This window comes from Streptomyces qaidamensis (assembly GCF_001611795.1).
Lineage (GTDB): Bacteria > Actinomycetota > Actinomycetes > Streptomycetales > Streptomycetaceae > Streptomyces > Streptomyces qaidamensis.
Genome location: NZ_CP015098.1, coordinates 2,086,146 through 2,105,520, shown reverse-complemented (window position 1 = coordinate 2,105,520; position 19,375 = coordinate 2,086,146). Strand labels below are relative to the sequence as shown.

Genomic DNA, 19,375 nt, shown 5'->3' with positions numbered 1-19,375 from the left:
TCGGAGAAAGCAGTGCCGTACGCACGATCCGCGACGAGGGAGGGGGCCCACGTGCTCATCGACACCTACGGCCGGGTGGCCACCGACCTGAGGGTCTCACTGACCGACCGGTGCAATCTGCGCTGTACGTACTGCATGCCCGAGGAGGGCCTGCAGTGGCTGGCCAAGCCGGACCTGCTCACGGACGACGAGATCGTCCGCCTGATCGACATCGCGGTCACCTCCCTCGGCATCGAGGAAGTGCGCTTCACCGGCGGCGAGCCGCTGCTCCGCCCGGGCCTCGTCGGCATCGTCGAGCGCGTCGCCGCTCTTGACCCGCGCCCCCAGATGTCGCTGACGACCAACGGCATCGGCCTCAAGCGCACGGCGGCGGCCCTGAAGACAGCGGGCCTGGACCGGGTCAACGTCTCCCTGGACACCCTGCGCCCGGAGGTCTTCAAGACCCTCACCCGCCGCGACCGCCACAAGGACGTCATCGAGGGCCTGTACGCCGCCCGTGACGCGGGCCTGACCCCGGTCAAGGTCAACTCGGTCCTGATGCCGGGCCTCAACGACGACGAGGCCCCGGACCTCCTGGCCTGGGCCGTGGAGCACGACTACGAGCTGCGCTTCATCGAGCAGATGCCGCTGGACGCCCAGCACGGCTGGAAGCGCGACGGCATGATCACCGCGGGGGACATCCTGGCCTCCCTGCGCACGCGCTTCGAGCTGACGGCCGAGGGCGAGGAGAAGCGCGGCTCGGCCCCGGCGGAGCGCTGGCTGGTGGACGGCGGCCCGCATGTGGTCGGCGTCATCGCCTCCGTCACCCGCCCGTTCTGCTCGGCCTGCGACCGCACCCGCCTGACCGCCGACGGTCAGGTCCGCACCTGCCTGTTCGCCCGGGAGGAGACCGACCTGCGCGCCGCCCTGCGCTCCGGCGCCCCCGACGAGGAGATCGCCCGTATCTGGCGCCTGGCGATGTGGGGCAAGAAGGCGGGAGCGGGCCTGGACGACCCGACGTTCGTGCAGCCCGACCGGCCGATGTCGGCGATCGGCGGCTGACGCCTAGCGGGTCTCTTCCCACTCCTTGAGCAGGACCACGTCCTTCAGGAACCCCCGCACGCCGAGGAACTGCGACAAGTGCTCGCGGTGCTCCTCACAGGCCAGCCACGTCTTGCGCCGCTCCGGCGTATGGATCTTCGGGTTGTTCCACGCCAGGACCCACACGGCCTCGGTCCGGCAGCCCTTCGCGGAACAGATGGGCGTCTCGTCACTCACAGCTTCGTCTCACAGAAAAGGCGACGCCGAGCAGCCACGGGGGGAGCTGCCCGGCGTCGGTCCGTCGCTCCGACGGGGGATGCGGAGCGCGTACGAAGTATGTCACGCATCACCCCGGGCCCGGCACTGGAACAACATGATTGATCTGAGCTTTTCTTGAGCTTGGCGGGAAGATGACTTCCCTCCGGGATCACCGGTGATCTCCCCCCGGTGTCCCTACCGCTCGGGCGTCTCGCCCCGCCCACCCGGCACCGGCTCGGACACGGCGTCTTCCGCACCGGATTCCGCCGGCCCGTCACCCGGAGCCGGCGGCGAGATCATCGGACGCACCGGCGGCGCCACGAACGTCGACGGCAGAGACGGCGCGTTCTCGCGCCCTGCGTTCGCGATCACCACGGCGACGTACGGCAGCACCAGCCCGAGCACCAACGCCACGATGGCCACGTGCCGTTCGACGTTCCACAACGTGGCCGCGAGGATCACCGAGATCGTGCGGACCGTCATCGAGATCACGTACCGGCGCTGCCGCCCGCGCACGTCCTCCTGGAGCCCGGTCCGGGCGCCGGTGATCCGGAAAACCTGGACGTTGCCGCCGCCATGCTGCTTCCGCATCGCATTCCACCATCCGCCCGTATCGGTCTCTCCCCGCCCCGTAGCCGCCCTCGGCCGGCCGGGGGGCCTGGCCGGGACAGTTCCCACGTTACGCCGCGGCCGCCCCGGTCACGAGACCGGGTGGCGCACCGACCGGACGAGCGGCCTGCGCCGGAGCACGTACGGCCCGTCCCGGCATGCGGCGTACGGCACCTGGGCCGAGACTGGCCGTAGTGCTCACGTCGAGCCGCACGAGGGAGGCAGCGATGGGCTGGTTGTGGGCGATCATCGTAGGACTGGTACTCGGCCTGATCGCCAAGGCGATCATTCCGGGCAAACAACACGTTCCCCTGTGGCTGACCGTCATCCTGGGCATGATCGGCGCCATCGCCGGCAACGCCATCGCCCGGGCGGCCGGTATCGACGCCACATCAGGGATCGACTGGTGGCGGCACGTCTTCCAGCTGGTGATGGCGGTCATCCTCGTCGGTCTCGGCGACCGGGCCTGGACGGCGGTCAGGGGAGACAAACGCAGGGCATAACGGGGCGCACGGCGAAGGGGGCGGTCTCCGGCACCGGAGACCGCCCCCTTCCTCTGCTCGCTGTACGAACGCCGCTCTCAGACGCCCGTGACCTCGACCGCCGCCAGGTTCTTCTTGCCCCGGCGCAGCACCAGCCAGCGGCCGTGCAGTAGGTCCTCCTTGGCGGGGACGGCGTCCTCGCCGGCGACCTTGACGTTGTTCACGTAGGCGCCGCCCTCCTTGACCGTGCGGCGCGCGGCCGACTTGCTGGCCACCAGGCCGACCTCGGCGAACAGGTCCACGGCCGGGCCGAGCTCGGCGACCTGGACGTGCGGCACCTCCGAGAGGGCCGCGGCCAGCGTCCTCTCGTCGAGCTCCGCCAGCTCGCCCTGCCCGAAGAGGGCCTTGGACGCGGCGATCACGGCGGCCGTCTGACCGGCGCCGTGCACCAGCGTCGTCAGTTCCTCGGCCAGGGCGCGCTGCGCGGCCCGGGCCTGCGGACGCTCCTCGGTCTGCCGCTCCAGCTCCTCCAGCTCCTCGCGGGAACGGAAGGACAGGATGCGCATGTACCGGGAGATGTCCCGGTCGTCCACGTTCAGCCAGAACTGGTAGAACGCGTACGGCGTCGTCATCTCCGGGTCGAGCCAGACGGCGCCGCCCTCGGTCTTGCCGAACTTGGTGCCGTCCGCCTTGGTCATCAGCGGCGTCGCCAGCGCGTGCGCGGTCGCGTCGGGCTCCAGGCGGTGGATCAGGTCCAGGCCCGCCGTGAGGTTGCCCCACTGGTCGCTGCCGCCCTGCTGCAGCGTGCAGCCGTAGCGCCGGTACAGCTGGAGGAAGTCCATGCCCTGGAGCAGCTGGTAGCTGAACTCCGTGTAACTGATGCCCTCGGAGGACTCCAGGCGCCGGGCCACGGAGTCCTTCGTCAGCATCTTGTTGACGCGGAAGTGCTTGCCGATGTCCCGGAGGAACTCGATCGCGGAGAGGTTCTCCGTCCAGTCGAGGTTGTTGACCATGACGGCCGCGTTCTCGCCCTCGAAGTCCAGGAACGGCTCGATCTGGGCGCGCAGCTTCGCGACCCAGCCGGTGACCGTCTCCGGGTCGTTCAGCGTGCGCTCCGCGGTCGGGCGCGGGTCGCCGATCAGGCCCGTGGCCCCGCCGACCAGCGCCAGCGGCCGGTGACCGGCCTGCTGGAGCCGGCGCACGGTGAGCACCTGCACCAGGTGTCCCACGTGCAGCGACGGCGCCGTCGGGTCGAAGCCGCAATAGAACGTGACGGGACCGTCCGCGAGCGCCTTGCGCAAAGCGTCCTCGTCAGTGGACAGGGCGAACAGCCCGCGCCACTTCAGCTCGTCGACGATGTCCGTCACGGTTCTCGCATCTCCTTGAATGGGCTCGTAAATCAGGTACGAGGTTATACGCCCTGGCTGACAGAGCTCATATTGAAATCCGGCACCCGCAGGGCCGGCATCGCGGCCCTGGTGAACCAGTCGCTCCACTCCCTGGGCAGCGTCTTCTCGGTCCGCCCCGCCTCGGTGGCCCGGCCGAGCACTGCGACCGGCGACTCGTTGAACCGGAAGTTGTTCACCTCGCCGGTCACCTCGCCGTTCTCCACCAGGTAGACGCCGTCCCGGGTCAGACCGGTGAGCAGCAGCGAGGCCGGGTCCACCTCCCGGATGTACCACAGACAGGTCAGCAGCAGCCCGCGCCCGGTGTTCGCGACCATCTCCTCCAGACAACGGTCCTCGCCGCCGTCCAGGACGATGTTGTCGATGCCCGGCGACACGGGCAGCCCGGTCAGGCCCGCGCTGTGGCGGCTGGTCGTCAGATGCCGCAGCTCGCCCTCGCGCATCCACTCGGTGGCCGTGAGCGGCAGCCCGTTGTCGAACACCGACTGGTCGCCCCCGGAGGAGTGCGCGATCACGAAGGGCGCCGACTCCAGGCCCGGCTCGTCCGGATCGCTGCGCAGGGTCAGCGGCAGGTCGGTCAGCTTCTCGCCGACCCGGGTGCCGCCGCCCGGCTTGGAGAACACCGTGCGGCCCTCTACCGCGTCCCGGCCCGACGCCGACCACATCTGGTAGATCAGCAGGTCCGCCACGGCCGTCGGCGGCAGCAGCGTCTCGTAGCGCCCCGCCGACAGCTCCACGCGCCGCTCGGCCCAGCCCAGGCGCACCGCCAGCTCCGCGTCCAGGGCCGCCGGATCGACGTCCTTGAAGTCCCGCGTGGAGCGCCCGGCCCACGCGGACCGGGTCCGGTCGGGGGACTTGGCGTTCAGCTCCAGCGTCCCGTTCGGCTGGTCGTGGCGCAGCCGCAGCCCCGTGGAGGTGCCGACGTACGACGACACCGTCTCGTGGTTGGCGAAGCCGTACAGCTCGCGGCCGCCCGCACGCGCGCGTGCGAAGGCCTCGCCGAGCGCCGGGGCGAAGTCGGCGAACACGGCGGACGAGGTCTCGGCGGGCGCCTCGGTGAACTCCGGCGACCGCTCCACACCCGTGACCAGCGGCTGCGCGTCCTCGGCGGGCCCGGCGCCGCGCGCGGCGGCCTCCGCGGCCCGCACCAGGGGCTCCAGCTCGTCGGGGGTCACCGCGGACCGCGACACGACCCCGGAGGCGGTGCCCTCCTTGCCGTCGACCGTGGCGACCACGGTGAGCGTGCGCCCGCGGGTGACACCGTTCGTGGTGAGCGCGTTGCCCGCCCAACGCAGGTTGGCGGTGGACCGCTCGTCGGCGATGACGACACAGCCGTCCGCCCGGGACAGTTCGAGGGCGCGCTCGACGACCTCGTGCGGCTTGCTGGAACGCGCGCTCATCGACCGGCCTCCTGGGTCGTGTTGAGGATGTTGACGCCCTTGAAGAGGGCCGACGGGCAGCCGTGCGAGACGGCCGCGACCTGCCCGGGCTGTGCCTTGCCGCAGTTGAAGGCGCCGCCGAGCACATAGGTCTGTGGCCCGCCCACCGCGGACATCGAGCCCCAGAAGTCGGTGGTCGTCGCCTGGTAGGCGACATCGCGCAGCTGCCCGGCCAGCCGCCCGTTCTCGATGCGGTAGAAGCGCTGACCGGTGAACTGGAAGTTGTACCGCTGCATGTCGATCGACCAGGACCGGTCGCCGACCACGTAGATGCCGCGCTCCACGCCCCCGATCAGATCCTCGGTCGACATCCCGGCCGGGTCCGGCCGCAGCGACACGTTGGCCATGCGCTGCACCGGCACGTGCCCGGGGGAGTCGGCGTAGGCGCAGCCGTTGGACCGCTCGAAGCCGGTCAGCTTCGCGATCCGCCGGTCCAGCTGGTAGCCGACGAGGGTGCCGTCCTTGACCAGGTCCCAGGACTGGCCCTCGACGCCCTCGTCGTCGTAGCCGATGGTGGCCAGACCGTGCTCGGCGGTGCGGTCGCCGGTGACGTTCATCAGCTCCGAGCCGTAGCGCAACTTGCCGAGCTGGTCGAACGTGGCGAAGGAGGTGCCGGCGTACGCGGCCTCGTAGCCGAGCGCCCGGTCGAGCTCGGTGGCGTGCCCGATGGACTCGTGGATGGTCAGCCACAGGTTGGACGGGTCGACGACCAGGTCGTACAGGCCCGCCTCGACGCTGGGGGCGCGCATCTTCTCGGCGAGCAGCTCCGGGATCCGTTCCAGCTCGCCCTCCCAGTCCCAGCCGGTGCCCCGCAGGTACTCCCAGCCGCGTCCCACGGGCGGCGCGAGCGTGCGCATCGAGTCGAACTCGCCGCTCGACTCGTCCACCGCCACCGCGTTGAACACGGGGTGCAGCCGCACCCGCTGCTGCGTGGTCACCGTCCCGGCGGTGTCCGCGTAGAACTTGTTCTCGTGGACGGTGAGCAGCGAGGCGTCGACGTGGTCGACCCCGTGAGCCGCCAGCAGCTGCGCGCTCCACTCCGCGATCAGCCCGGCCTTCTCCTCGTCGGGCACGCTGAACGGATCGATCTCGTACGACGAGATCCACGTCTTCTCGGCGTGCACCGGCTCGTCGGCCAGCTCCACCCTCCCCCACTGCCCGAAAGGCGTGGGAGGTGCCCCCACGTCCGAGCCGGCCGCCTTGATCACCTGGGCGGACAGCTTGGCCATCGCCACCGCCTGCCCGGCGACCCGGGCGGCGGCGTCCAGGGTGAGGTCGACGCCGGACGCGAAGCCCCACGTACCGCCGTGCACCACCCGCACCGCGTATCCGAGATCGGTGGTGTCCGACGACCCGGCGGGCTTGGCGTCCCGGAACCGCCAGGAGGCGCCCCGCACCCGCTCGAACCGGAAGTCCGCGTGCTCGGCGCCGAGCGCACGCGCGCGTGCGAGGGCCGCGTCGGCGAGGGGGCGTAGGGGGAGGGCCGTGAAGGCCTCGTCGATGGTATGAGGCACCGCCGTCTCTTTCTGTCGAGGTGACCGTGGTTGCCGTACGTCGTGACTGCTCCGATCATGTCGTCCATCCCGCGCGCGGGCCATGAGTTTCCGGAGCCGGACCGGCGGGTTTCTGTAGGGACCCGACAGTGAGTCCCGTACGCCACTGTGGGTGCCCGATTGTCCGCGGGCGTGCCCGGACCGATAGGTTTTCGAGGAAGCCGCCTGTCATCACCGCCTGTCGTCCAGGCGCCGGGGCGGGTATCAGACCGCTATCGAAAGGGTGATCCGTTGAGCCGCTCGGTTCTCGTCACCGGAGGCAACCGGGGCATCGGCCTCGCCATCGCCCGCGCTTTCGCCGATGCCGGCGACAAGGTCGCCATCACGTACCGCTCGGGTGAGCCGCCGGCCGCCCTGACGGAATTGGGCTGCCTGGCCGTCAAGTGCGACATCACCGACACCGAGCAGGTGGAGCAGGCCTACAAGGAGATCGAGGAGGCCCACGGGCCCGTCGAGATCCTCGTCGCCAACGCCGGCATCACCAAGGACCAGCTCCTGATGCGCATGTCCGAGGAGGACTTCACCTCGGTCATCGACACCAACCTCACCGGCACCTTCCGCGTGGTCAAGCGCGCCAACCGCGGCATGCTGCGCGCCAAGAAGGGCCGCGTGGTGCTCATCTCGTCGGTCGTCGGGCTGTACGGCGGTCCCGGCCAGGCGAACTACGCCGCCTCCAAGGCCGCGCTGGTCGGCTTCGCGCGTTCCCTCGCCCGTGAGCTGGGCTCGCGCAACCTCACCTTCAACGTCGTCGCGCCCGGCTTCGTCGACACCGACATGACCAAGGCGCTCACCGACGAGCAGCGCGAGAACATCGTGAAGCAGGTTCCGCTCGGCCGGTACGCGCAGCCGGAGGAGATCGCCGCGACGGTGCGGTTCCTCGCCTCGGACGACGCCTCGTACATCACTGGAGCCGTCATCCCCGTTGACGGCGGACTGGGAATGGGTCACTGATCACCATGAGCGGAATTCTCGAGGGCAAGCGCGTCCTGATCACCGGTGTGCTGACGGAGTCCTCCATCGCCTTCCACACCGCCAAGCTGGCCCAGGAGCAGGGCGCCGAGATCATCCTCACGGCGTTCCCGCGGCCGACGCTGACCGAGCGCATCGCCAAGAAGCTGCCCAAGCCCACCAAGGTCATCGAGCTCGACGTGACGAACGACGAGCACCTCGGCCGGCTCGCCGACATCGTCGGCGAGGAGCTCGGCGGCCTCGACGGGGTCGTCCACTCCATCGGCTTCGCCCCGCAGGACGCCCTCGGCGGCAACTTCCTCAACACGCCGTTCGAGTCGGTCGCCACAGCCATGCACGTCTCGGCGTACTCCCTGAAGTCGCTCACCATGGCCTGCCTGCCGCTCATGCAGAACGGCGGCTCCGTCGTCGGCCTGACCTTCGACGCGCAGTTCGCCTGGCCGCAGTACGACTGGATGGGCCCGGCCAAGGCCGCCCTGGAGGCCACCAGCCGCTACATGGCCCGTGACCTGGGCAAGCAGAACATCCGCTGCAACCTGGTCTCGGCCGGTCCGCTCGGCTCCATGGCCGCCAAGTCCATCCCGGGCTTCGGCGAGCTGGCGTCCGTGTGGGACGACCGCTCCCCGCTGGAGTGGGACCTGAAGGACCCCGAGCCGGCCGGCCGCGGCGTCGTCGCCCTGCTGAGCGACTGGTTCCCCAAGACCACGGGCGAGATCATCCATGTCGACGGCGGTCTGCACGCCATCGGAGCCTGATCTCCCGTACGTCCTCGACGCCCCGTTCCCCGCAGCGCGCGGGGAGCGGGGCGTCACCCGTTCGGCTCAGCCGGCCGGGCGGGGGAGGCCGACAACTGGGCACTCTGGAGTACGCGTTCACCACCCGAGCCCCTCCCCAGCACGGCCGAGGAGGTCCCCTTGTGCGCTTGTCCCGCCGAACGGCCTCAGCGTCCCTCGCCGTCGCGCTCGTGCTGACCCTGGCGTACGAGGCGGTGCCCCACGCGCGCGTGCCCGCCGACGAGCGTGAGTCCGCCGATCCCTTCGGCGCCGCGTGCCGGATCCGCGTGACCGGCTCCAAGGTGACCGCGTACTGCCACAACCCCTACCCGGAGACCGACCGGGTGAGCCTGCACGTCGAGTGCGCCCGCTGGTGGGACATCGACACCGACAGCTCACCGGTCGAGGCCGGGCCCGCGCAGACCGTGCGGCTGACGGGGCGGTGCTGGAAAGAGGTCGGCGACGTGTGGATCAGTCACCGGCGGGGGAGCTGATCTTGCCGGGCGGCATCAGTGAGCGGCGGGAGAGCTGATCCCGCCCAGCCGGCACAGGAACGGGTAGCGGGCTGCCTCCGCCGCGGCCGTCTCCGCCTCGCCCGCGCGGATGGCCGCCAGCAGCCGCCCGTGGTCCATGTACGTCTCCGGCGTCAGCTTCTCGCCGACGTCCTCGCGCAGCCAGTCCCGCAGCACCTCGCCCAGGTCCGCGTACATGGCCGTCATCACGTCGTTGTGAGAGGCGGACACCACGGCCAGGTGGAACGTCGCGTCCGCGGTCACGAACGCCTCCTTGTCACCCGACTCCCAGGCCTCCTCACGCCGCAGCAGCAGCGCGTCGAGCTGCTTGAGGTCCTTCTCCGTGCGCCGCTCGGCGGCCAGCCGGGCGGCGGCCGACTCCAGCGTGGAGCGCAGCTCGGCGATGTGCCGCGGGTCGGCCTCGGCGAACCGCCGCTGCATCACGCCGGCCAGCTCGCTCGTCGCCACGACGTACGTGCCGGAGCCCTGGCGGATGTCCAGCAGGCCGTTGTGCGACAGGGCGCGGACGGCCTCACGGACGGTGTTGCGGGCGACGCCCAGCTGCTCGACCAGTTCCGGCTCGGTCGGGATGCGCGAGCCGACCGGCCACTCGCCCGAGGTGATCTGGGCCCGCAGGGCGGCGATGACCTGCTCGGAGAGCGCCGAACGGCGGGGATGGCTCAGGGGCATGACTCACCTTCGCACGACCGGGGTGCCGCAGGGCAGCGGAGGAGTGGACAGTCAATCATCCCATGATTCTATGATGGGCCTCATGGTCAGTGAGGAAACCCGGACGATGACGCCCCCGACCGTACGGAGCCCGGCCGCGCACGACGCCGGGAAACCGGGCGGCGCCTCTACGCGCGCGTGGACGATGCGGCTGCTCGTCCTCGGCATCGTGCTGTCCGCGCTCAACCTCCGCCCCGCCATCACCAGCCTCGGCGCCCTCCTGGAGGAGGTCCGCGACGGGCTCGGCATGAGCGGCAGCGTCGCCGGGCTGCTCACCTCCGTGCCGCCGCTGTGCTTCGCCGTCTTCGGCGTCATGGCACCGCGGCTGGCCCGCCGCTTCGGGGCGGGCGCCGTGGTGTGCGCCGGCATGGCGGCGATCGCCACCGGCCTGCTCGTGCGTCCCTACGCCGGCGGGACGGCCGGGTTCCTGGCCGGCAGCGCCCTGGCCCTGATGGGCGTCGCCGTCAGCAACGTCCTGATGCCGGTCATCGTCAAGCACTGGTTCCCCGACCGCGTGGGTTCCATGACCGGCCTGTACTCGATGGCCCTCGCGCTCGGCACGGCCCTCGCTGCCGCGGTCACCGTCCCCCTGACCGACACCCTCGGGGGCAGCTGGCAGACGGGCCTCGCCCTGTGGTCGGGGCTCGCCGTGGCGGCCGTCCTGCCGTGGCTGCCCTTCGTCCGGGGACGCGTCACACCGCCCGGGGCGGGGGAGGAGGCCGCCGGGTCGACGCAGACGCGGGGCCCGGCGTCTGCTTCCGTCTCCGCGGAGCACGCGCGCGGGGAGGCACCCCGGCTGCGCATGGCCCGCAGCCGTACCGCCTGGGCCCTCGCCGTCTTCTTCGGCCTCCAGGCCACCGCCGCCTACATCACCATGGGCTGGATGGCGCAGATCTTCCGGGACGCCGGTGTGCCCGCAGGCACCGCGGGGCTGCTCCTGGCGGTCACCATGGTGATGGGCGTGCCCCTGGCCTTCGTCATACCCCGCCTGGCCACCCGGCTGCCCCACCAGGGCCCGATCGTGCTCGCCCTGGGCGTCTGCGGCCTCGCCGGCTACTCCGGGCTGTACCTCGCGCCCGCCGCCGGCGCCTGGGCCTGGGCCGTGCTGCTCGGCGTCGCCAACTGTGCCTTCCCGCTCGCCCTGACCATGGTCGGCATGCGGGCCAGGACCGGCCCGGGCGTGGCCCAACTGTCGGCGTTCGCGCAGAGCACCGGCTACCTGATCTCCATCCCCGGACCGCTCCTGGTGGGCGTCCTCTATCAGCACAGCGGCGGCTGGGGCCTCCCGATCGCGCTGATGAGCGCCCTGATGGTCCCGCAGATGGTCGTCGGCTTCCTGGCCGGGCGCGACCGCACGGTGGAGGACGAGGCGGCCCGCTGAGCAACGCCCGGGGGCCGGGAGCAACCCCGGGGCGCCGGGCGGCCGCGGGGGGTGGGACACTTGGCTCATGCCAGTGCTCGACCCGAATCCCCAGCACGGTCAGAAGAAGATGCTGCTCGTGTTCGGCGCCTTCTTCGCGATCTTCATCGTCATCGCCGTGATCGCGACCCTCGCCTCGCCATGACCGGTGCCCACGCGGCCCGGGGTGGGGCTAGCCCCCCTGTCCCCTAGGGGGTGAGGGTCAGGGTCAAGTGGGTGGATCACCGGATGGGGCGGCAGCCGCGGATTCCGTAGCTTCGAGTGTGTGACCGCGAGACGGTCACCGACCACTCGGAGAGCGGAGGCACCATGTCGGCCCCTACGCACACCCGGCCCCACCCGGCGACCCGGGCCGGTGCCGCCGGCCGGCTGCCCTGGTGGGCTCTCGCCCTGCCCGTGCTCGCCTTCACCGCGCTGCTCGCCCTGATCCTGAACCCGTCCGACGCCCACGCGGCCACCGGCGACCCGGCGATCACCCACCTCTTCGAGCGTGTGCACCAGCTGATCGCCCGTTGATCACGGCCGAAGCCGGTGGTCAACTCCCTGCGCCCTATGGCGTGTTTCATGCGAAGCTGGATCTCATGAGCGTCGCAGAACCCCGCAGGATTGTCCTCTTCCGCCATGCGAAAGCCGACTGGCCACAGGTCGCGGATCACGAGCGTCCGCTCGCCGACCGGGGCCGCATGGACGCGGCGGAGGCCGGGCGCAGGCTGACCGACACCGGCATCGCCTTCGACCTGGCCCTGTGCTCCACCGCGGTCCGGACCCGGGAGACCTGGAAGCTCGCCGTCCAGGAGTTCCCGCAGCGGCCGAAAACCGTCTATGAGGAGCGGATCTACGAGGCCTCGCCCGGCGAGCTGATCGCCCTGCTCAACGAGACCCCCGACGACGCGCAGAACGTCCTCATGATCGGGCACAACCCCGGCATCCAGGGCCTCGCGGACGTCCTGGCGGGCTCCGGCGAGGACGACGCCCGCGAGCGGATGACCCGCCGCGGTTTCCCGGCGGCCGCCTTCGCCGTGCTGTCGTTCGGCAGCACGTGGAAGGGCCTGGAGCCGGGCGTGGCCACGCTGCGGGACTACTGGGCGCCCGCCGAGTGACGATCGCCGTGTGACAGGGGCCCGGCGCCGTACGCGTCGGGCCCCTTCTGGTCTGGTCGGCCGATGCCGTGTCGGGTCGGCCGCTGTCGTATCGGTCAGCCGATGTCGAGGATGTCCGCCGCCTCGACCTCTTCCCGCGTGACACCCAGCAGATACAGCACCGTGTCCAGGAAGGGGAAGTTCACCGCGGCGTGCGCGGCCTCGCGCACCACCGGCTTGGCGTTGAAGGCGCCACCGAGACCGGCCGCGTTCAGCATGTCCAGATCGTTGGCTCCGTCACCGATCGCCACCGTCTGCGACAGCGGCACACCCGCCTCCGCGGCGAACCGGCGCAACAGCCGCGCCTTGCCCGCGCGGTCGACGATCTCGCCCGTCACCCGGCCCGTGAGCTTCCCGTCGACGATCTCCAGGGTGTTGGCGTGGGCGAAGTCCAGCCCGAGCCGCTCCTTCAGATCGTCGGTGACCTGGGTGAATCCGCCCGAGACGACGCCGACTTGGTAGCCCAGCCGCTTCAGCGTGCGGATCAGGGTGCGGGCGCCCGGCGTCAGCCGCACCTCGCTGCGCACCTTGTCCACGACCGAGGCGTCCAGCCCTTCCAGCAGCGCCACGCGCGCGTGCAGGGACTGCTCGAAGTCCAGCTCCCCGCGCATCGCGGCCGCCGTCACCTCGGCGACCTTGTCCTCGCAGCCGGCGTGGGCGGCGAACAGCTCGATGACCTCGTCCTGGATCAGCGTCGAGTCGACGTCCATGACGACCAGGCGCTGGGCGCGCCGGTACAGACCGGCGGCGACGACCGCCACGTCGATACCGAGCCTCGCCGCGTCCGTCACCAGGGCGGTGCGCAGCGGTTCGGTCTCCACGCCCGACACGGCGAACTCGACGGCGGTCACGGGGTACTTGGCGAGCCGGAAGATACGGTCGATGTTGCCGCCGGTCTTCGTGATCCGCGCGGCGATCGCGGCCGTGGCCTCGGCGGTGAGCGGGTGCCCGAGCACGGTGACCAGGGACCGGCCCAGCCCGCGCGGGCGGTTGTCGCCCAGGCCGGAGATGATCTCCGCCTGCATCTTCATCGACTCGGCCCAGCTGTGGACGGTCGACCGCAGATCGCCCTCCAGTCCGGGAGGCGGCTCGGTCACGAGCGCGCAGAGCACCATCCGGCCGCGGGTGACGACCTGCTCGATGTCGACGACGTCGACGGAGTAGGCGGCGAGGGTGTCGAAGAGACCGGCGGTGATGCCCGGCCTGTCCTTGCCGAAGATCTTCACAAGGAGGGTGGGGACGTCGGCAGGGACGTCGGAAGACGAGGTCTGCGAAGCGCTCATGGTGGTTCCACCGTATCCGGCGGGCGGGGCATACCGCCCCTGAGGTCCGTCTGGCGGACAGCGAACACTGCATGTCGCGTGCGCGGCGTGAACCTTACGTACGGGTACGGGTACGGGTACGGGTACGGGTATCGGTACGGCGTCCGGCTCCCTCGCCGGTCACCTCCCGCCGCGGGGTTGCCGCGGTGGTGGGGGAGGCGGAGGGGGAGGGGGCGGCCCGTTCCCGTTCCTCGGCCCGGGCGACTGCCGGGGGCCACGTGGGGGCGGCCCGACCGGCCGTACGACGGTGGGGGCGCCGTAGACGTCACCGGAGGCGGGGGGCCCGTCGTCCGCCGGAATGTCGTCATCGCTCCCGGGTGCGGCATCGGAGTACGGCTCCGCCTCCGGAGGCCGTGCGTCCTGCGGCTCTCGCAGCTCGTCCGGCACCCGGAGGTACGGATTGGTGCCCGGGTTCGGCGGCCGGTACGGCGTACCCGGGGCGTAGGGCCCGGCTTCCTGGCCATGCTCCCCACCGCGGACTCCCGGTTGCCCGCCACGGGCGTCGTCCTCAGGCCGCCCCGTGCCGGCGCCCGCGTCGTTCCGCTGCTGCGGGCCGGGACCGGCGTCTGCGTCGTCCTCGTCCTCGTCCTCAGGTCGCCTTGCGCCTGCCCCGGGCCAGGCGGGCCCAGGGCCTTGGTGGTGTCCCGCGGGCCCTACGCCACCCCGGGGCTGATGCCCGGTACCGGCGGTGCCCTCAGGCCGCCCTGCGCCGACGCCCGGCCACGCCTGCCCGGCGCTTGCGTCGTGCGGTACCGGGCCGGGTCCGGCCTCGGTTCGGCCACCCCAGGTCTGGGGTTGCCCTGCACCGGGGTCGTTCCCTGGTCGGCCGGTGCCGGTGCCCGGCGGCGTCTGCCTGGCGTTCGGGTTGTGTTCCGTGGGCCCTGGGCCACCCCAGGTCTGGGGTGGCCCGGTACCGGGGTCGTTCCCGGGTCGGCCGGTGCCGGTGCCCGGCCGGCCCGGCCCGGCACCGGCGTCCTCCCCAGGGCGTCCCTCACCCGCCCCGATCCAGGCCTGCCCGCCGCCCCCGTTGTACCGCCCCGGTCCCTGCCCGCCATCGGCGCCGTCGCCCGGTCGCCCTGCACCGGCCCCCGGCCAGCCCCGTCCGCCGCCCTCGTCGTACCGCCCCGGTCCCTGCCCGCCATCGGCGCCCTCGCGCGGTCGCCCTGCACCGGCCCCCCGCCAGCCCCGTCCGCCGCCCTCGTCATTCCCGCCCGGTCCTTGCCCGCCTCCGGCGTCGTCCCCTGGTTGCACCCCACCGGCCTCTGGTCGGCCCCGCCCAGGCGCCCCGTTGTACCGCCCCGGTCCCTGCCCGCCATCGGCGCCCTCGCCCGGTCGCCCTGCACCGGCCCCAGGCCAGCCCCGTCCGCCGCCCCCGTCGTACCCCGTCGGCGCCACACCACCCCGGGGTGCCACCGCCCGCTCCGTGCCGGTCCCGTGCTCGGCATGCCGGTTTTCCGGTCCGGGGCCTGCCCGGTGCTCGGGCCACCCGGTGCCCGGACGGGACTCTGCCCAGCTGGGCGGAGTCAGGCCCTCTCCCCGAGCCGATGCCGTCGCCCGGCGCCCCGCCGCGCCGCACCCCCACGCGAGCAACGCCCCTACGGCCCCGGCCCCCGCGCCCCACCCCGCGCCCAGCAGCAGGGCCAAGCCCAAGGGGCCGTGCAGTTCGATGCCCCCGCCGAAGGCGTCGAAGCCGAGCACGGACAGGGAGGCGGTCACGGAGACGTCCGTCAGCCAGGCGAGCAAGGGCAGCGCTAGGGCCGTCGCGACCCCCAGCCGCAGCGCGCACCAGCCCGCGAAACGCAGCGGACCGGGCCCTTCCCCGACCGGCGTCCGCACTCCCGTCAACACGCCGGCCAGCAGCATCGTCAACCCCGCCGCCACCGCCAGCAGCCACACCCGGCCGTCCAGCTCGGCCAGCCGGCTCAGCGTCACCGGCCGTTCGGACCCGGCACCGAGCAGGTCGTCCAGCGGGTCCGGCAGGAAGCGGATCAGTTCGCCCGAAGCGCGCCCGTCCCACGGCACGAACAGGCCGAGCGGGAGGCCCAGCCACACCCCGTTCGGCGCCCCGAGCAGCGCCGCTCCGGCGATGCGCCCGGGACGGTCGTCGCCGATCGCCGCGTACGCCGCCGCGGCGAACCCCGCCGCGACCGCCACCAGCAGCACGGTCACCACCGCCGACACGGCCGGCCGCACGACGCGGTGCACGGCCTCCCAGCCCCGCGGCAGCGGCGTACGGCGCGAGGCCAGCAGCGCGACGAGGAGGATCCCGGCCGACCAGCCGAACCCACCGAGCAGTGTCGGGACGGTGTCGACGGTGAAGCCGACCGCGGCCTGCGCGTCGACCAGATCGCCGAGCCGGTCCGGCAGCAGCCCCCCGACGTCCCCGAGCCCCGGGATCTCGGCGCCCCCGCTCCCGCCGGTCACGTCGTCGAGCCCCAGCGACCCGCCGTCGATGGTGATGACGTCGTGGCCCGCCCACGCAAGGCCGCCCAGCATCGCCACGAACAACGCCACCACCGCGCCCGCCCGCGCGAGCAGTTCGGCCCCTGAGATCACAACTCCCGCCGCCCGCAAGGACCGCAGGAAGAACCACGACAGCAGCACCGCCCCGACCAGGCTCACCCCCAGTGGCGTGATCTCGATGGCCGTGTCCGCCTCCGCGCCCGTGATACCGAACGCCGACACCTCACCGGACGGCGTGACCGAACCACCCGTCCCGAGGGCCACCACCGCCGCGGTCATGGGCCCCAAGGAGCCCGCCGCGTCCGCCTGAAGCAGCCGCAGACCCAGCGCCGCAGTCCCCGCCATCCCGATCAACGCCCAGCTCACGGCGGCCACGGCCGACATCAGTACGTCCCCCCACGGCACGCGTGTGTCGTCCTTCGCCGTCCCGGCCCCTGCGGCAGCACTCATGGCAGACCCCCCGATCCGCTGCGCGGCGGGAACACCGCGCATGTCCCCCTCGCGTCGAAATACCACTCTCCGGTCCGGTTTCAACCCCGTCAACGGAATCGGCCGATGCGTCCCGACGCGGTCTTCACAAGGCCCGACTTTCGGTCAGAGGCCAGCTCCTGAAATAGTTCCCCCCGATGTTCGCCATCCCTAGACTCCCCATGCCGGGGGTAAATCGGGGGACAACTCAGTGGGGCATGGAGTGCCGGAACTCGTACTGGAATCAAACGGACGTACCTGGACGCTCGATCCGTCCAGGGCATACACCCTCGGACGTGATCCGCAGGGGGACGTCGTCTTCGACGACGCCAGGGTCTCCTGGCGTCACGCCACGGTCAGCTTCAACGGCCGCAGTTGGGTCATCGAGGACCACGGCAGCACCAACGGCACGTTCGTGCAGGGGCAGCGCATCCATCAGATGGAGCTCGGCCCCGGCTCGGCCGTCAATCTGGGCAACGCGACCGACGGCCCGCGTCTGAGCCTGTCCGGCGCCGCGGCCTCCGTCGCCACGCCGCAGGCCCAGCCCCAGCAGCAGCCGTACGCCGCGCAGGGCGCGAACCCGGCCTGGGGGCAGCAGGCCCCGGCCCAGCAGCCGCCGCAGCAGCAGGCCCCGCAGGCCGGCTGGCAGCAGCCGCAGCAGGCCGCGGCGCACATCCCGCAGCAACAGGGTCCCGGTGGTGTCGCGGGGGCGCCGCCGGTCTACGGCGACCGCAGCCCGACCACGTTCCACCAGTTCTCCCTCGGCCGCGTGATGCGCATCGGCCGTGCCCTGGAGAACGAACTGGTCGTCTCCGACCTGCAGGTCTCCCGGCATCACGCCGAGTTCCACTCGACGCCCGACGGCCGTATGGAGATCCGGGACCTCGGCTCCCACAACGGCACGTACGTCAACGGCCAGCCGATCGCCAAGGGCGGCACGCAGCTGCTCGGCCCGACCGACGTCGTCGGCGTCGGCCACTCGACGTTCCGCATCGTCGGCGACCGGCTCGAGGAGTTCGTCGACACCGGTGAGGTGTCCTTCTCCGCCCGCCATCTGACCGTCACGGTCGACGGCGGCAAGCAGATCCTCAAGGACGTCTCCTTCGGCGTCCCGGAGAAGTCGCTGATCGCGGTCATCGGCCCGTCCGGCTCCGGCAAGTCGACCCTGCTCAAGGCGCTCACGGGCTATCGCCCCGCCAACCAGGGCGAGGTGCTGTACGACAACCGGAACCTGTACAAGCAGTTCGCCGAGCTGCGCCAGCGCATCGGTCTGGTCCCGCAGGACGACATCCTGCACAAGGAGCTGACCGTCAAGAAGGCCCTCAAGTACGCGGCCAAACTGCGCTTCCCGGCCGACACCACGGGCGCCGAGCGCGAGGCCCGCATCGACGAGGTGCTGCGCGAGCTCAAGCTCGACATCCACAAGGACAAGAAGGTCACGTCCCTCTCCGGCGGCCAGCGCAAGCGCGTCTCGGTCGCCCTGGAGCTGCTCACCAAGCCGTCGCTGATCTTCCTGGACGAGCCGACCTCCGGCCTCGACCCGGGCATGGACCGCGACGTCATGCAGCTGCTGCGCGGCCTGGCCGACGACGGCCGTACGGTCCTCGTCGTCACCCACTCGGTGGCCGAGCTCGCGATCTGCGACAAGCTGCTGGTGATGGCGCCGGGCGGCGCGGTCGCCTACTTCGGCCCGCCCGAGGAGGCGCTGAACTTCTTCGGCTACGACACCTGGGCCGATGTCTTCTCCGCCTTCGAGAACTACCGCGACTACGACTGGGCTGGCCGCTGGAAGGGCTCACAGCACTACCAGATGTACGCCGCGGACATCGACGCCGTTGCGCCGCAGTCCGTACAGGTTCCGCAGATGCAGGCGATGAAGCCGCCGAAGCCGCAGGGCTGGATGTCCCAGTTCGTCACGCTTGTCCGGCGCTATGTCTCGGTGATCGTCTCCGACAAGGGCTTCCTCGCCCTGATGGTGATCCTGCCCGCCGTGCTGGGCGCGGTCAGCCTGCTCATCGACGCCGACAAGGGCCTGCTGCCCAACCCGGCCAACCCTCAGACCGGCCGGATCATCCCGAACGGCACGGCCACCACGGTCCTGCTGATCCTCGCGGTCGGCGCCTGCTTCGCGGGCGCGGCGAACTCGGTCCGAGAACTGATCAAGGAACGCGTCATCTACGAGCGGGAGCGCGCGACCGGTCTCTCGCGCTCGGCGTACCTGATGTCCAAGGTGTTCGTACTCGGCATGATCACCGTGCTCCAGGGCCTGCTGGTCGGCGTCATCGGCTTCTCCAGCCGGGAGATCCCCGAGGAGGGCCTGGTCCTCGGCAGCGCGACCCTCGTCGAGCTCTCCATCCCGATCATGGCGCTGGGCTTCACCTCGATGATGTTCGGCCTGATCATCTCCTCGCTGGTGAAGACCGCCGAGAAGACCATGCCGCTGCTGGTGATGTTCGCCATCATCCAGGTCGTCTTCACCGGCTGCCTGTTCGCGCTGCACGGCTCGATCGGCGTCAATCAGTTCTCGTTCCTGATGCCGTCGCGCTGGGCGGTCGCCGCCTCCGGTGCCACGCTGGACTTCAACAAGATCAGCCCGCCCGAGACGGCCGGCGACACCGACCCGCTGTGGGAGCACACGGCCGGGGCCTGGGCCATGGACATGGGCGCGCTCCTCGTCCTCGGCGTGATCTGCGGCTTCTTCGTGGCCCGCTTCCTGCGCCGCCACGAGCCCGAGGTCATGCGCAAGTAGCCACCGCCGTACGACGCCCGAAGGGCGGCACCCCGTCAGGAGGGTGCCGCCCTTCGGCGTTCGT

The 19,375-nt window shown here is 71.6% G+C and carries 17 protein-coding genes and 1 pseudogene; 10 read left to right on the top strand and 8 right to left on the bottom strand.

What is annotated here, in order from left to right:
* Positions 1-51: 51 nt before the first annotated feature.
* Complete coding sequence (gene moaA / locus A4E84_RS09190; RefSeq protein ID WP_062926065.1) at positions 52-1,041, top strand: GTP 3',8-cyclase MoaA; 990 nt, start codon at positions 52-54, stop codon at positions 1,039-1,041.
* A 3-nt stretch (positions 1,042-1,044) separates the two neighbouring features.
* Here moaA and A4E84_RS09185 read toward each other — a convergent pair whose 3' ends face one another.
* Positions 1,045-1,257: a hypothetical protein gene (locus A4E84_RS09185; RefSeq protein ID WP_062926064.1), complete on the bottom strand. Its 213-nt coding sequence runs from the start codon at positions 1,255-1,257 to the stop codon at positions 1,045-1,047.
* Positions 1,258-1,473: 216 nt separating this feature from the next.
* The gene (locus A4E84_RS09180; RefSeq protein ID WP_062926063.1) at positions 1,474-1,869 is read right to left on the bottom strand and encodes a DUF3099 domain-containing protein; all 396 of its coding nucleotides are present in this window, start codon (positions 1,867-1,869) and stop codon (positions 1,474-1,476) included.
* A gap of 245 nt (positions 1,870-2,114) precedes the next feature.
* On the opposite strand from A4E84_RS09180, the gene A4E84_RS09175 reads away from it, so the two are divergent.
* Entirely contained in the window at positions 2,115-2,390 is a 276-nt protein-coding gene (locus tag A4E84_RS09175) for a GlsB/YeaQ/YmgE family stress response membrane protein (RefSeq protein WP_062926062.1), read from the top strand.
* Positions 2,391-2,467: 77 nt separating this feature from the next.
* On the opposite strand, the gene tyrS is transcribed toward A4E84_RS09175, so the two are convergent.
* The 3 genes from tyrS to A4E84_RS09160 are packed head-to-tail and all read right to left on the bottom strand — an operon-like array spanning position 2,468 to position 6,728.
* Positions 2,468-3,736 (bottom strand): tyrosine--tRNA ligase, encoded by a 1,269-nt coding sequence (gene tyrS, locus A4E84_RS09170; protein ID WP_062926061.1) that lies wholly within the window; start codon positions 3,734-3,736, stop codon positions 2,468-2,470.
* A gap of 44 nt (positions 3,737-3,780) precedes the next feature.
* Positions 3,781-5,175 carry a metallopeptidase TldD-related protein gene (locus A4E84_RS09165; RefSeq protein ID WP_062926060.1) on the bottom strand — a complete coding sequence of 465 codons (1,395 nt, stop codon included), beginning with the start codon at positions 5,173-5,175 and terminating at the stop codon, positions 3,781-3,783.
* Positions 5,172-6,728, bottom strand: a complete 1,557-nt coding sequence (locus A4E84_RS09160; RefSeq protein ID WP_062926059.1) for a TldD/PmbA family protein — start codon at positions 6,726-6,728, stop codon at positions 5,172-5,174. Before A4E84_RS09160 ends, A4E84_RS09165 begins: the two co-directional genes overlap by 4 nt.
* A gap of 270 nt (positions 6,729-6,998) precedes the next feature.
* Between A4E84_RS09160 and fabG the strand changes: the two genes are divergently transcribed.
* From fabG to A4E84_RS09145, 3 genes are all read left to right on the top strand, one after another.
* Positions 6,999-7,718 (top strand): 3-oxoacyl-[acyl-carrier-protein] reductase, encoded by a 720-nt coding sequence (gene fabG / locus A4E84_RS09155; RefSeq protein WP_062926058.1) that lies wholly within the window; start codon positions 6,999-7,001, stop codon positions 7,716-7,718.
* Between the two features lie 5 nt (positions 7,719-7,723).
* On the top strand, positions 7,724-8,491 hold the full coding sequence (gene fabI / locus A4E84_RS09150) for an enoyl-ACP reductase FabI (protein WP_062926057.1): 768 nt from the start codon (positions 7,724-7,726) through the stop codon (positions 8,489-8,491).
* 161 nt (positions 8,492-8,652) lie between these two features.
* Positions 8,653-9,003 (top strand): hypothetical protein, encoded by a 351-nt coding sequence (locus A4E84_RS09145; protein ID WP_062926056.1) that lies wholly within the window; start codon positions 8,653-8,655, stop codon positions 9,001-9,003.
* A 15-nt stretch (positions 9,004-9,018) separates the two neighbouring features.
* Here A4E84_RS09145 and A4E84_RS09140 read toward each other — a convergent pair whose 3' ends face one another.
* Positions 9,019-9,711 carry a FadR/GntR family transcriptional regulator gene (locus tag A4E84_RS09140; protein WP_062926055.1) on the bottom strand — a complete coding sequence of 231 codons (693 nt, stop codon included), beginning with the start codon at positions 9,709-9,711 and terminating at the stop codon, positions 9,019-9,021.
* A gap of 70 nt (positions 9,712-9,781) precedes the next feature.
* Between A4E84_RS09140 and A4E84_RS09135 the strand changes: the two genes are divergently transcribed.
* From A4E84_RS09135 to A4E84_RS09125, 4 genes are all read left to right on the top strand, one after another.
* Positions 9,782-11,131, top strand: coding sequence for a CynX/NimT family MFS transporter (locus tag A4E84_RS09135; protein ID WP_062926054.1), 1,350 nt, complete (start codon positions 9,782-9,784; stop codon positions 11,129-11,131).
* A 67-nt stretch (positions 11,132-11,198) separates the two neighbouring features.
* Positions 11,199-11,315 (top strand): SGM_5486 family transporter-associated protein, encoded by a 117-nt coding sequence (locus A4E84_RS45145; RefSeq protein ID WP_104779641.1) that lies wholly within the window; start codon positions 11,199-11,201, stop codon positions 11,313-11,315.
* 164 nt (positions 11,316-11,479) lie between these two features.
* Positions 11,480-11,686 (top strand): hypothetical protein, encoded by a 207-nt coding sequence (locus A4E84_RS09130; RefSeq protein WP_062931376.1) that lies wholly within the window; start codon positions 11,480-11,482, stop codon positions 11,684-11,686.
* A 65-nt stretch (positions 11,687-11,751) separates the two neighbouring features.
* Positions 11,752-12,270 carry a SixA phosphatase family protein gene (locus tag A4E84_RS09125; protein WP_062926053.1) on the top strand — a complete coding sequence of 173 codons (519 nt, stop codon included), beginning with the start codon at positions 11,752-11,754 and terminating at the stop codon, positions 12,268-12,270.
* A gap of 95 nt (positions 12,271-12,365) precedes the next feature.
* On the opposite strand, the gene serB is transcribed toward A4E84_RS09125, so the two are convergent.
* Positions 12,366-13,592 carry a phosphoserine phosphatase SerB gene (gene serB, locus A4E84_RS09120; protein ID WP_062926052.1) on the bottom strand — a complete coding sequence of 409 codons (1,227 nt, stop codon included), beginning with the start codon at positions 13,590-13,592 and terminating at the stop codon, positions 12,366-12,368.
* Between the two features lie 1,137 nt (positions 13,593-14,729).
* Positions 14,730-16,544, bottom strand: a pseudogene (locus tag A4E84_RS45700) (streptophobe family protein); the annotation flags it as partial.
* A 241-nt stretch (positions 16,545-16,785) separates the two neighbouring features.
* Between A4E84_RS45700 and A4E84_RS09110 the strand changes: the two are divergent.
* Positions 16,786-19,311 carry an ABC transporter ATP-binding protein/permease gene (locus A4E84_RS09110; protein WP_174569411.1) on the top strand — a complete coding sequence of 842 codons (2,526 nt, stop codon included), beginning with the start codon at positions 16,786-16,788 and terminating at the stop codon, positions 19,309-19,311.
* The last annotated feature ends 64 nt before the right edge of the window (positions 19,312-19,375 follow it).